Origin of the sequence: Sodalis sp. RH20 (assembly GCF_047324205.1) — a bacterium.
Classification (GTDB): domain Bacteria; phylum Pseudomonadota; class Gammaproteobacteria; order Enterobacterales; family Enterobacteriaceae; genus Acerihabitans.
The window spans coordinates 112,077-124,390 of sequence record NZ_CP178733.1; the positions used below are offsets into that span (position 1 = coordinate 112,077).

11 protein-coding genes are annotated in these 12,314 nt (G+C 56.5%); 8 read left to right on the plus strand and 3 right to left on the minus strand.

What is annotated here, in order from left to right; genetic code table 11:
* Positions 1-3: 3 nt before the first annotated feature.
* Entirely contained in the window at positions 4-774 is a 771-nt protein-coding gene (locus ACL2XM_RS00515) for a glutamine amidotransferase (protein ID WP_410013837.1), read from the minus strand.
* A gap of 339 nt (positions 775-1,113) precedes the next feature.
* Here ACL2XM_RS00515 and ACL2XM_RS00520 point away from each other — a divergent pair, with 339 nt between their 5' ends.
* From ACL2XM_RS00520 to ACL2XM_RS00540, 5 genes are all read left to right on the plus strand, one after another.
* On the plus strand, positions 1,114-1,824 hold the full coding sequence (locus ACL2XM_RS00520) for a M24 family metallopeptidase (protein ID WP_410013838.1): 711 nt from the start codon (positions 1,114-1,116) through the stop codon (positions 1,822-1,824).
* A 60-nt stretch (positions 1,825-1,884) separates the two neighbouring features.
* A complete protein-coding gene (locus ACL2XM_RS00525) occupies positions 1,885-2,673 on the plus strand; it encodes an ABC transporter ATP-binding protein (RefSeq protein ID WP_413732088.1) in 789 nt (262 codons plus the stop codon).
* Complete coding sequence (locus ACL2XM_RS00530; protein ID WP_410013840.1) at positions 2,657-3,460, plus strand: ABC transporter permease; 804 nt, start codon at positions 2,657-2,659, stop codon at positions 3,458-3,460. The genes ACL2XM_RS00525 and ACL2XM_RS00530 overlap by 17 nt, the downstream gene beginning before the upstream one ends.
* 23 nt (positions 3,461-3,483) lie before the next feature.
* The gene (locus ACL2XM_RS00535) at positions 3,484-4,536 is read left to right on the plus strand and encodes a LacI family DNA-binding transcriptional regulator (protein ID WP_413721269.1); all 1,053 of its coding nucleotides are present in this window, start codon (positions 3,484-3,486) and stop codon (positions 4,534-4,536) included.
* A 537-nt stretch (positions 4,537-5,073) separates the two neighbouring features.
* Positions 5,074-5,250, plus strand: a complete 177-nt coding sequence (locus ACL2XM_RS00540; protein WP_410013842.1) for a general stress protein — start codon at positions 5,074-5,076, stop codon at positions 5,248-5,250.
* 645 nt (positions 5,251-5,895) lie between these two features.
* On the opposite strand, the gene ACL2XM_RS00545 is transcribed toward ACL2XM_RS00540, so the two are convergent.
* Entirely contained in the window at positions 5,896-8,295 is a 2,400-nt protein-coding gene (locus ACL2XM_RS00545) for a phosphoketolase (RefSeq protein WP_413721268.1), read from the minus strand.
* Positions 8,296-8,403: 108 nt separating this feature from the next.
* On the minus strand, positions 8,404-9,528 hold the full coding sequence (locus ACL2XM_RS00550; protein ID WP_410013844.1) for a GntR family transcriptional regulator: 1,125 nt from the start codon (positions 9,526-9,528) through the stop codon (positions 8,404-8,406).
* Between the two features lie 627 nt (positions 9,529-10,155).
* On the opposite strand from ACL2XM_RS00550, the gene ACL2XM_RS00555 reads away from it, so the two are divergent.
* Genes ACL2XM_RS00555 through ACL2XM_RS00565 form a run of 3 tightly spaced genes read left to right on the plus strand, consistent with a single transcriptional unit; the run spans position 10,156 to position 12,252 of the window.
* Positions 10,156-10,728 (plus strand): sugar isomerase, encoded by a 573-nt coding sequence (locus tag ACL2XM_RS00555; protein WP_410013845.1) that lies wholly within the window; start codon positions 10,156-10,158, stop codon positions 10,726-10,728.
* Positions 10,729-10,759: 31 nt separating this feature from the next.
* Positions 10,760-11,233, plus strand: coding sequence for a VOC family protein (locus tag ACL2XM_RS00560; RefSeq protein ID WP_410013846.1), 474 nt, complete (start codon positions 10,760-10,762; stop codon positions 11,231-11,233).
* Between the two features lie 29 nt (positions 11,234-11,262).
* The gene (locus ACL2XM_RS00565; protein ID WP_410013847.1) at positions 11,263-12,252 is read left to right on the plus strand and encodes an autoinducer 2 ABC transporter substrate-binding protein; all 990 of its coding nucleotides are present in this window, start codon (positions 11,263-11,265) and stop codon (positions 12,250-12,252) included.
* Positions 12,253-12,314: the final 62 nt, after the last annotated feature.

Consider the following 12,314-nt stretch of genomic DNA (forward strand, 5'->3'; position numbering starts at 1 on the left):
GGATTAACGGGTGGTCAGCCAGCCCAGCATGTTGAGCAACAGCTGTTTATAACCGGGCCAGTCGATAAAATTCTGCGGCAGCCAATGGGGGCTGATATCCGAGGTCCAGACCAGCGTGCGCCCGCGCCCGTGGGCACCGGTCACCAGCAGCGGGTGTCCGCCCAGCTCATCCGGCAGGCGCGCCAACACATCGCTGCCGTCCTTGGGCACCACCTCGTTGGCGCCCAGCAGCAGCGGCCAATCGCCGGTAATATTGTTAAATAGCGCATGTCCCTGCTTTCGCGGGTCGATAACCGGACGGAACCCCTGCGGCACCTCGATGCGGTCGTCATAAGGCAGGCATTCCACCGGCAGCGCCTGCTCCACGGCGGTGCGGTGCCAGCGCGCCTTGCCGTCGATGCCCTGGAAGCTCAGGTAGCCGCCGAACATGGCCAGGGCACCGCCGGCGGCAGTCCAGTCGCGCAGTACGTCAAGACGATTGGCCACCGTTTTACCGTGCAGCCAGACATCCGGATGCAGCAGCAGCGAGTTGGCGCCGATATCCGACAGCAAGATGGCGTCATAACGGCTAAGCTCTTGCCCGGTAAAAGGGAATTCCTCCACCGCCACGTGCGCCGGCATATGGGTCAGGGCAAATTCCGTACCGGCCAGCGCCGCGATGATCGCCTTGGCGCCCGAATGAAAGGTGACGCTGCCGAACTGATCAAATCCCTTGAAATGGGTCGCTGACGACACCCATGTCTCTCCCACTAATAATATCTGTTTCCGACTCATGTTATTACCCTCCACAGGCATGGATCATTTTTGTGCGGCCCGCCCCTTTTTAGCGCAGCATTTAAGAGAAGTTGAACCGTTTCAATTAATTAAATTGTCATTTTTATCATGTTATATCAAGCATAAATTTATTTATAAAACGATATTGACATATAAAGATTGAACCGTTTCAATATGGATTGAATCGCTAAACATTGATCATTCTCCCGCCGGTGTATTGATGATGAACACGGGAGGCTATAATCAGTGCACCGGGGATCCACGCCCGGATATTGCCATGTTCCCCCGACGCCGCCATATTTCCATGCCGGTCATGTTTGCTAACAGGATGCCGCTATCATGCCTTTATCGCCACCGCCGATGAAACCCCTCTGGACCTATCGTCCCGGGCCGGATATCGCCCTTGAGGCCCCGGCCGGGCTGCGCCAGGCGCAACTTTTGGCGAAAGCGGCCGCCCAGGCGGGCCTGGCCGCGGTCCGGCCGGGCGTATCGGAGTCCGCCGTGGAGGAAACCATACATGCCTATCTGCGCGATCAGGGCGCGGCGGGCATCTGGACCATTACCAACGTCGGCCTGGGCGAGAACGCCAAAGTCTGTTTCCCGACCCAGGGACCGGGCGCGCAGGCCGCGGCGGCGCGCGACGTACTGATGGTGGATGTGCATCCCATTACCGCCGAGGGCTTCTGGGGCGACTGCACCCGCTGTCGCGTCGTGGGCGATTATCCCGAGGCGGTGGACGCGCTGCGGGCGCTGGAACATATCCACCGCGATACCCTGGCGTTATGCCGGCCCGGCATGCCGGCCGCAGAGCTGTTCGGCCTGAGTCACCAACGCCTGACGCGGGAAGGATTTATCCTGCTGGATTTGCTGGGTAATATTGGCCATTCCCTGACGGCCGGCGCCGCCTATACCCTGGGTTTTATCGATGCCGGCAACGACACGCCCATGTGGGGAGCCTGGGCTGTGGAACCCTTTGCCCGGCGCGGCGACGTAGCGGTCAAGGTCGAGGACGTGGTCTGGTTCGGCCGTGAGCGATGCGAGGTTTTGTAACGGAAACCGAACAGATTCTATAGTGCGCTATCCGCGAAGGGATAGCCCAGAGGCAACGTCATGACAGTTCCCAAGTTATCGATTCAACAGGTTACGCGGCGCTTCGGCGCGATGACCGCCCTGGCGCCCACCGATCTGGACGTACGCGCGGGCGAGTTTGTCTGCGTGGTCGGCCCGTCCGGCTGCGGTAAAAGCACGTTGTTCAATCTGGTGTCCGGCGTACTGACACCTGACAGCGGTAAGATCCTGATAGACGGCGACGATGTTACCGGCCGCAGCGGCCATGTCGGCTATATGCTGCAAAAAGACCTGCTGCTGCCCTGGATGACGGTTATCGACAATATCGTCTTGGGCGCCATCCTTAAAGGAGGCGCGACGCGGGACCAGCGCGCGGCGGGGGTGGCCCTGGCGGAGCGCTATGGCCTGGGCGAATTCATCAATCACTATCCGGCGGCGTTGTCCGGCGGCATGCGCCAGCGGGTGGCGCTGATGCGCACCCTGGCGATGCGGCATGACGTGATGCTGCTCGACGAGCCGTTCGGCGCGCTGGATTCCCAGACCCGCCTGGCGATGCAGCAATGGCTGCTGACGGTCTGGGCGGAGCAGCACCGCACCGTGGTGTTTGTTACCCATGATATCGACGAGGCGATTTTTATGGCGGACCGGGTCGTGGTGATGACGCCCCGTCCCGGCCGTGTCCAGCAGGTTTTCAGCGTGGATATCCCGCGTCCGCGTCCGCTGTCCTGCCTTACCAGCCCCGCATTCACCCAGTTGAAACGACACATCCTGGATCTGATTTACACTGAACAACCGGCACAGGAAGCGCTTATCCATGATCAACATCCGTAAGCTGTTATTGCCGCTGGGCGGCCCGCTCGTGGCACTGCTGCTGGTGCTGGCGGTCTGGGACACGGCGGTGCGTTATTATCAGATTCCCGCGTATGTCCTGCCCTCGCCGCAGCTCACCTGGCAGCACGCCTTATCGGACTGGTCGGTGCTCTGGATCGGGTTCCAGGCCACCTTCACCACCTTTTTGCTGGGGTTTGTCCTGGGCGCCGGCGCCGGATTCGTCTTTGCCGTGCTGATGGATGCGATCCCCGGCGTGAAAAGCGTGCTGTATCCAATTTTGATCGCCAGCCAGGCGGTGCCGGTTATCGCGATTTCCGCCGCGCTGACGATCTGGCTGGGCTTCGGCCTGGCGCCGAAACTGGTGATTGTGGCGCTGGTGGTATTTTTTCCGGTGGTGGTCAACGTGCTCGACGGGCTGAACTCCGTGGATAAGGATATGCTTAATCTGGTACGATCCATGGGCGGTTCCCGCCTGAGCATCTTCCGCTACGTTAAGCTGCCGGCCACCTATACGCCGCTGTTTTCCGCCCTGAAGCTGTCCGCCACCTTCAGCGTCACCGGGGCGGTTATCGGCGAGTGGACCGCGTCCACCAGCGGCGGCCTGGGCGCTTATCTGCTGCAGGCTAACTCAAGGCTTAATACCGCCGGCACGTTTTCCGCCATCGGTTTTCTGGCCTTGCTGGGGGTCTTGAGCTTTCTGCTGGTTATCCTGCTGGAATATCTGGTTACGCCGTGGCGCTCCTCGTCGACCGCCAGGCGCTGGTCGCGGCGCTACTGGCGCCGTTAGTTTAATCCCGCACAGGGCGCCTGATGACCGATGATAGCGTAAAGCCTGGCAGGCCGGTAAGGCCTACGATTCGCGACGTGGCGCGTTTAGCCAATGTTTCCATCGGTACCGTCAGCGCGGTGCTTAACAACAGCGCGCGGCCGGTGGCCGCGGATACGCGCGCGCACGTGCTGCGCTGCATTGCCGAGCTGAATTTTGAACCCAACAACGCCGCGCGCAGCCTGAAACACCAGCGTATTTCCTCCATTGGTTTTATCGTGCCGGATCTGGGCAATGCGTTTTTCGCCGACGTGGCCGAAGGCATCCAGGGCGTGCTTGACCACCTTGATTGCCTGCTGGTGCTGTGCATGACCTGGGCTGATACGCAGCGCGAGGAGTATTACGCACAGGTGTTGCGTACCCAGCGCCTGAACGGGGTGATCTACCTGTCCGGCACCGGTCTGCCCAGCCCCTCGCTGATGAGGCTGGCGCAGCAAGGCGCGGTGGTATTTGTCGATGAATGCCTGCCGGGGATCGACGCGCCTTTTATCAGTGCGCAAAACCTGCTGGGCGCGCGCGCCATGGCGCAATATGTCCTGGGGCGCGGGCATCGGCGGCTGGCCGTCCTCGGCGGGCCGCGCGGATTGTGGACCAGCGAACAGCGCCTGGCCGGATTTCGCGAGGCATTTGCCGCCGCCGATATTATGCCGGACTCGGTGCCGGTATTAAGCGGCGACTATACCGAGGCGTCCGGCAGCCGGGCGGCGGATACGATTATCAATCTGCCGGCGACGGAGCGCCCTACGGCGGTGCTGTGCGCCAACGATCTGATAGCCATAGGCTTTATACGCCGTTGCCGTGAGCGGGGTATCGCCGTGCCGGAACACATCAGCGTCACCGGCTTTGATGATATCCCCGCGGCGCGGCTGCTCAGTCCCGCACTTACCACGGTACGCCAGCCGGGAAATGCCATGGGCCGCGCCGCCGCCACCCTGCTGTTGCAGCGCATCGGTGCCCTCCCGGACGCGCCCTGCCCAAGTGAATTCTCCACCGAGCTGCGCATCCGCCATTCGGTGGGGCAGGGACCGTCGGCCTGAGCCGCGCGGGTCGGCCGCGCATACCATGGCGGGCGGGACGGCGGCTGCGGTTAATTGCGCATGGGATTGTCCCTTAGCGGCGGGAATGTTCCTTTGCGTACCTTGTTATATTTCCGGTAATAACGCTTATTACGGCGTAGAACGGATATACCGACCAAAAAATCAATATGTTATACCGCCTCGTTTATTATTTTTATCAGGTGTGTATAAATATTTTTATAAATTTTTGAGTGGTAATTTGTTGTTGATTTAATTAATAAAAATCACCATTTCTATTATGTTAATAAATAATCCCATAAAACATAAATGCAAAAAATACATCTTTTTCAGTATGTTGAAATTCATTGTGAGGGTCATTTTCACCTAAATGCCGTATTTGCTCTTTTAGAGAACCTTGCCTAACATTAATTCCATTGATGATGAGTCACGTGTAATAAATAGTCATCAATAAACAGTTCAAGCCCGTTAAATGAATGGTATTAATAAGATGGGTAATATCTAACGGCTTGATGATATCATCTGCAATTGGAGGTTAACATGGCTGAACATCGTGGCGGTTCCGGCAACTTCGCCGAAGATAAACAGAAAGCGTCCGACGCGGGTAAAAAAGGCGGTCAGCAGAGTGGCGGCAACTTTAAGAACGATCCTGAAAAAGCCTCGGAAGCAGGCAAGAAAGGCGGTCAACACAGCCATGGCGGCGGCCGCAGCTCTTAGTTAGCATCGGGGAAAACAACGCGTTACCCGCACCGATGAGATGAAAAGCACTTTGGTAAAAACTGCTGATACTCTCTTAATGACCGTCGTGTCGTAATAGGGCGGATTAAGTGATGACAGGGTTAAGGTAGTCATTGCGCCTCCAAAACGGGTTTTGGGGGCGCTGAATTTGCCGGGTGCGCAGCGTGGCTATTATCGTCGTGCTATTAAGGTGATAGCCGCATCTTCACCGGAAAGTTTCTGTTCTGAGCGGCTGTTGATTTATTTAAATTTTTTTGTGCCTATGATACCGGAGAACAATTAAATTATGGGAATCAATAAATGACGCACAAAAAAAAGGATTAAAAGAGCAAATCGCCCTTTCTTCAGGCGCCTGGGCGGGTATTTTTAGACGCCAAGCCAACAAATCAGCGATCAGGGTTCATCAGTATCATTTTCCCATCGCCCATACTCTTATCTTCCGTATCCTCTCTGTGCCCCTTCAGGCTTTTTACATCCACGGGTGGTTAACATCCATGTCACCGGATAGGTATCCCGCGGGAAAACCCCTATCACCTTGATGCAGGGTGATTGCTCGCTGAAAGATAGCGCGGGATAGCGTCCTTTAGCCGGGTCTGCGCACCCAGCGTCATCTGGACGTGCGCCTTAGCTGATTTTTTGCCACTTCCACTCCTTGACGTCGGGCAGATCGTCGCCGTGCTCGCGCACATAATGATAATGTTCATCCAGCCTGGCCTTGAAAAAATCGATGGCGGCGGCGGCCTTGGCGGAATCCTTCAGTCCGGGAATGCGTTTGATCGCCGCCATGGCCAGATGGAAACGATCAAGTTTATTCAGCACGGTCATATCGAACGGCGTGGTGGTGGTGCCTTCCTCCATAAAGCCGTGCACGTGGATATTGGCGTGATTTTTCCGCTTATAGGTGAGGCGGTGGATCAGGAACGGATAACCGTGATAGGCAAAAATCACCGGCCGGTCGGGGGTAAAAAGCCTATCGAAAAATTCATCGCTGTGGCCGTGCGGATGCTGTGTCTCGGACTCCAGCGCCAGCAGATCCACCACGTTGACGACCCGGATGCGCAGCTCCGGCACGTGCCGGCGCAACAGCTCGACGGCGGCCAGCGTTTCCATGGTGGGCACGTCGCCGGCGCAGGCCATCACCACATCGGGGGCGGTGGTGCCGTCCTCGTTGCCGGCCCAGTCCCAGATGCCCAGACCGGCCTCGCAGTGTGTCACCGCCTCGTCCATAGACAGCCACTGCGGCGCGGGCTGCTTGCCGGCCACGATCACATTAATGCGATCGTAGGTTTTCAGGCAATGATCGCCGACCCACAGCAGCGTATTGGCGTCCGGCGGGAAATAGATGCGCACGATATCAGCCTTTTTATTGGCGACCAGATCGACAAAACCCGGATCCTGATGGCTATAGCCGTTATGATCCTGGCGCCAGACGTGCGAGGACAGCAGGTAATTGAGCGAGGAAACGGGCTTGCGCCAGGGCAGGGCGCGCGACACCTTGAGCCATTTGGCATGCTGATTGAACATGGAATCGACAATATGGATAAAGGCTTCATAACAGGAAAACAGCCCGTGGCGGCCGGTGAGCAGGTAGCCTTCCAGCCAGCCCTGGCACAGATGCTCGCTCAGCACCTCCATCACCCGACCGTCCTGGGACAGCTGCTCGTCGTAAGCTTTGGTTTCCTCCATCCAGACCCGGTTAGTGGCCTCGAACACGCTGCTTAAACGATTGGAGGCGGTTTCGTCGGGGCCGAACAGGCGAAAGTTGGCATTATCCGCATTGAGCCGGAAGATATCGCGCAGGTACTCGCCGAATATTTTGGTGGCTTCGGCCTGGATATCCCCCCGTTTCTTGCTGGCCACCGCATAATCCTGGATTGCCGGCGCCTTCAGCGCCTTACGCAGCAGACCGCCGTTGGCATTGGGATTGGCGCCCATGCGCCTGCCGCCCTCCGGCGCCAGTTTGCGCAGTTCCGGCAGCAAACGGCCGTTGCCGTCGAACAAATCGTCCGGGTTATAGCTGCGCAGCCAGTGTTCCAGGATCTGCCGGTGGCCCTCGTCCTCGCGACAGCCCGCCACCGGCACCTGATGGGCGCGCCAGAAGCCCTCGACCTTTTTGCCGTCCACCTCTCTCGGCCCGGTCCAGCCCTTGGGGCTGCGCAGGATAATCATCGGCCAGCGGGGGAGCGATTGCGGCGCGGCGTTGCCGGTGAGCGCGTCGTTTTGGATGGCGCGGATCTCATCGAACGCCTGGTCGAACGCGGCGGCCATCAGCGGATGCATTTTGGCCGGCTCATGGCCTGCGACGAAAATCGGCCGGTAGCCGTAGCCCTGGAACAGCTGACGCAAATCGTCATCGCTGCTGCGCCCGAGCAGGGTAGGATTGGCGATTTTATAGCCATTAAGATGCAGGATAGGCAGCACCGCGCCGTCGCGGGCGGGGTTGATAAATTTATTGGAATGCCAGCTGGCGGCCATCGGCCCGGTTTCGGCCTCGCCGTCGCCGATAACGCAGGCGGCGATCAGATCGGGATTATCGAACACGGCGCCGTAGGCATGGACCAGGGCATAGCCCAGCTCGCCGCCTTCGTTAATGGAACCCGGCGTTTCCGCCGCCGCATGGCTCGGAATGCCGCCGGGAAAGGAAAACTGGCGAAACAGTTTGCGCATGCCTTCGGCATCGTCGGAAATATCCGGATAAATCTCGCTGTAGGTGCCTTCCAGCCAGGTATTGGCCACCATGCCGGGGCCGCCGTGCCCCGGCCCGCAGATATAAATCATATCCAGGTCGCGGGCGCGGATAACCCGGTTCAGGTGTGCATAGATGAAATTAAGGCCGGGAGTGGTGCCCCAGTGGCCGAGCAGGCGCGGCTTGATATGGTCCGGCAACAGCGGCCGGCGCAGCAGGGGGTTATCCATCAGGTAGATCTGGCCCACCGACAGGTAATTCGCCGCCCGCCAGTAGCGGTCGATCAGCGCCAGTTCGGCGGCGTCGGGGGCGGAAACCTGCGAGGTCGTATTTTCCATGTCATTGCTCCTTCGGAGTAGGTTCTACGGAATGGCTCTACCTCAAGTCTAGCGTGGGATGGCGGCCATGCCCGGCGCACGGCCCGTGGAACTATGAAGAAATGTATCTCAAGCGGGGTCGCGGCGCGTGCCGCAGGACGAGCGGATGATCATCTCGCCGCGCAGCTGCAGATGGCGCGGCGCGTCCTGGGGAAACTGCAGCCGGTTAAGCATTAGGAATATGGCGTTCCTGGCAATATCGCCAAAGGGCTGTTTATAGGTGGTCAGCGGAATACCGAGCAGGGCGGAGTATTCATTATCGTCAAAGCCGACGACATTAACCTGGCGACCTATCTGGCCGCAGGTGGATAATAATTTCATGGCGGTAAAATCATTGGCGCAGACAATATTCGTGGCGCCGCCGTCGAGAACGCCGTTAATAAAGTCCTTATCCCCCGCCAGACCCTTGTGCACCCAGCCTTCCTGCGCTTGGATGCCGGCGTCCAGCAGCGCCAGCTTATAGCCCATGATGCGCATTGAAACGGTATGCGCCGAATAGTTTTCACATAAAAAATCAACGCGACGGGTCGCGTTTTTTAATAAATGGCGGGTGACTTCAAAACCGGCGGCAATATTATCAATGCCCACCAGATCGTAGGCGCACTTATTGGGATAGGCTTTGAAATCGCTGTCAACCAGGATGACTCTGATATTGAACAAAGAAAGTTTTTGCAGGATCATCTGGTTAATTTCATCGGCGAAGGGATGGAACTCTATCGGTATAAAAAATATCCCGTGAACATTATTTTTAATGTAGCGATCGATGATGTTTTCAATGGTCTGGATTATTTTCTGCTTACTGGCGTCGATGCCCATGGTGACGATGCCGTTCCAGACCAGGGAGAAATTGAACTGCTGGGAGAGCGATGCAATGGACTTAAAGATCTGCTCGAACAGGAAGCCGCTTTCATTGGCTTCCATGCGCGGCGAGAGGATGCCGAGGGTCAGTTCTCCCTGCGCCGCCGCCGCCGGCTGCTGCCGCGCGCAGACATAATGGCCGGACCCCTGGGTGCTGCTGATAAGCCCCAGTTCCCGCAGTTTGGACAGCGCCTTGGAGACGGTGGGGCGCGATACCGAGAATTCATCGCATAATACCGATTCCGACGGCAGACGCTGGCCTTCCTGGTAAATATTGTCGCGAATGCGCTGTTCGATATTCAAAAAAACGCTATCCAGTTTACCTCTTTTCGCCATGATGATTCTTTTGCCCATGCTGAAATTAATTATCCAAAAGAAATGAGTGAGGACCGCTGGATTATTACAGCTACTGTACAACATGCGTCGCGTAATGTTGCAAAACACCATAAATGATAAAAGTTGTAAAATCAAGCGGGTTATTCGGCTGATAAATACGGCGATAGCGCCTATGTTTAGCGGCCGATTATCCTGTTTCAGCGATAAATAAACCCACGAGCAGCGCGCTAAATCGAGATTTTTTTCCGGTTTTTTTCGCCGCCCCGGCCGGGCGGCATTTTTGTTCAATCTTTATGTCGCCGCGAATGCCGTAGCCGCCGCGGATGCGAAGCGCGCCGCGCCAGGTCGCGGTTTGCTGCCGGCGTCATAGCGCTCCTGCTGGGGGACAGGATGTCAACAGGCAGGTAACGGAATATCGCGCAATAGTAATGTGATCCTTATCACTTAACTGCACATTTCATCATAATATTTAACATTTCGGCGTAAAAAATGTGATCAATATCGATAGATATGACAAAAATTTATCGTATGTTGTATGCATATGTTGGCTAATTAATTTTACATATCAGCTAACATGTAAATTATATTGCGCCTCCCGCCGACGATGATAAAAGTGAGGAATTGCCGATGTATACCTACAAAGGCCTGGTAGAACAGGTGATAGCGGAAAACAAAGCCACCCTGCTGGCCGTGGATGAAGCTGAAATAAGCCAATTGATGGATGAAATTTGTAAAGCAAAGACCATTCAACTCTATGCCATGGGGCGAATGCAACTCTCGGTGCGCGCGTTCGCCATGCGCCTGAAACATATGGGGTTCGACAGCTATGTGGTTTACGACACCACCACGCCCTGTCTTGGCGCGGGCGACTTGCTGATCGGCCATTGCGCGGTCACCAATGTCGAGCTGAACGTGATAAAACTGGCCAAGGAGGCCGGCGCCCGGGTGGCGCTGCTTACCGCCCATCCGGAAAACGAACACGGCGGCTATGCCGATCTGACCGTGCGCGTGCCGGGGCAGATTTTCGGCGGCGACCAGGAAGTGCCGTCAATCCAGCCGATGTCCTCGCTACTGGAGCAATCGCTGTTTCTGTTTGTCGATATCATTACCATGCTGTTGATTGAAAAAACCGGTATTTCCCTCGACGAGATGAAAACACGCCATACCAATCTGGAAGGCTTGCCGCAAAAATTTGCCTGAGACCCGTACCCTTATTTAAAAAGGTTCCACGATGAAAGACGGTGACATTATTCAAATAGCGCATCTGGTGGAAAACCTGGATGACGCCATGGCGCATTATTATCAAGTATGCGATATCGGCCCCTGGGATGTGTATACCTATGGTCCGCACAATATTCGCCATTCACTCTATCGCGGCAAACCGGCGGAGCATATTTATAAAATAGCCGTGTGCTGGGTTAATGGAATTCAAATGGAATTAATGCAGCCGGTCAGCGGTTATAGCATCTATGACGAATATATTGAAAAGCACGGCTACGGCCTGCACCACATGAAGCTGTATTTCCAGGATTGCGACCAGGCGATTGCGCGTTATGCGGCGCGCGGCTACCAGGTGGTGCAAAGCGGCAATATAGGTGACGATGTTTTTTATTATCTTGATACCGAAGAACGGTTTCAGGGCGCGGTGATCGAATTAGGCAATGCCGGCGCTATCCCGCAACCCGAAAGCCGTTATCCCGCCTGATAAAGCTTAGTCAGCGATAAGGAAAAACCATGAAAAAGATCAATGCAATGGCGCTCTGCATGCTGTTGGGCGCGTCCGTCAGCCTGTTGCCCAGCATCAGCGGCGCCGCCGACAAGGAATTAACCATGGTGGGCATCCCGAAATTACGCTCCGCCTGGTTTAACGATTATGAAAAAGGGCTGAAAAAAGCCGGTAAGGATTTTGATGTCAAGGTCTATCAGCAGGCGCCCGCGTCGCCGGATGAGGCGCAGCAGGTGCGTATTATCGAGGATTCGATAAGCCAGGGCGTTAATGCGCTGCTGGTGGTGCCGAACAACGCCAGCTCCTGCGAGCCGGTATTTGCCCGCGCCCATGAAAAGGGCATCGTGGTGATTACCCATGAATCGGTGAATCAGCCCAATGCCGATTACGATGTGGAAATGATTGAAAATGAAAAATTCGGCAAATATATGATGGATCAATTTGCCCAGCACGCTAAAGACGGCGGGGAATATGCCATTTTTGTCGGCTCGCTTACCGTACCGGCCCATAATATCTGGGCGGATGCCGCCATCAAGGAGGCCAAGGAAAAATACCCGAACCTGAAGCTTATTGCCGACCGTTTCCCGGTCAGCGAGGACCGTAACGCCTCGCGCCAGAAAACGCTGGAACTGCTGTCGACCTATCCGGATTTAAAAGGCGTCATCTCCTTCGGCAGCCAGGGCGCGCCGGGTGCCGCCCAGGCGCTGCGCGAAAAGGGGCTGGTAGGCAAGCTGACCGTGATGGGCACCACTTCGCCCAAGGAAAGCGCCTCGTTCCTCAAGGACGGTTCCATTACCACCTCCGTGCTCTGGAGCCCGGGCGATGCCGCCTATTCCATGACCTATATCGCCAAGATGATCCTTGACGGCAAACGCGATCAAATCAAGAACGGCCTGGAAATCCCCGGCATCGGCAAGCCGGTTGTCGACGGCAAAAATATCATTTTTGATAAGCCGCTGACGGTCACCAAGGAAAACTACAGCCAGTACGATTTCTAATCATAGCCACTCCAGGCGTGGCGCCCCTGACCGGGAACCACGCCGTTACGCCTGAGGAATAC

Excerpts from the sequence above, each read along its gene's own strand:
- ACL2XM_RS00515 (WP_410013837.1), bottom strand. The coding sequence starts at position 774 with ATGAGTCGGAAACAGATATTATTAGTGGGAGAGACATGGGTGTCGTCA.
- ACL2XM_RS00520 (WP_410013838.1), top strand. The coding sequence starts at position 1,114 with ATGCCTTTATCGCCACCGCCGATGAAACCCCTCTGGACCTATCGTCCC.
- ACL2XM_RS00525 (WP_413732088.1), top strand. The coding sequence starts at position 1,885 with ATGACAGTTCCCAAGTTATCGATTCAACAGGTTACGCGGCGCTTCGGC.
- ACL2XM_RS00530 (WP_410013840.1), top strand. The coding sequence starts at position 2,657 with ATGATCAACATCCGTAAGCTGTTATTGCCGCTGGGCGGCCCGCTCGTG.
- ACL2XM_RS00535 (WP_413721269.1), top strand. The coding sequence starts at position 3,484 with ATGACCGATGATAGCGTAAAGCCTGGCAGGCCGGTAAGGCCTACGATT.
- ACL2XM_RS00540 (WP_410013842.1), top strand. The coding sequence starts at position 5,074 with ATGGCTGAACATCGTGGCGGTTCCGGCAACTTCGCCGAAGATAAACAG.
- ACL2XM_RS00545 (WP_413721268.1), bottom strand. The coding sequence starts at position 8,295 with ATGGAAAATACGACCTCGCAGGTTTCCGCCCCCGACGCCGCCGAACTG.
- ACL2XM_RS00550 (WP_410013844.1), bottom strand. The coding sequence starts at position 9,528 with ATGGCGAAAAGAGGTAAACTGGATAGCGTTTTTTTGAATATCGAACAG.
- ACL2XM_RS00555 (WP_410013845.1), top strand. The coding sequence starts at position 10,156 with ATGTATACCTACAAAGGCCTGGTAGAACAGGTGATAGCGGAAAACAAA.
- ACL2XM_RS00560 (WP_410013846.1), top strand. The coding sequence starts at position 10,760 with ATGAAAGACGGTGACATTATTCAAATAGCGCATCTGGTGGAAAACCTG.
- ACL2XM_RS00565 (WP_410013847.1), top strand. The coding sequence starts at position 11,263 with ATGAAAAAGATCAATGCAATGGCGCTCTGCATGCTGTTGGGCGCGTCC.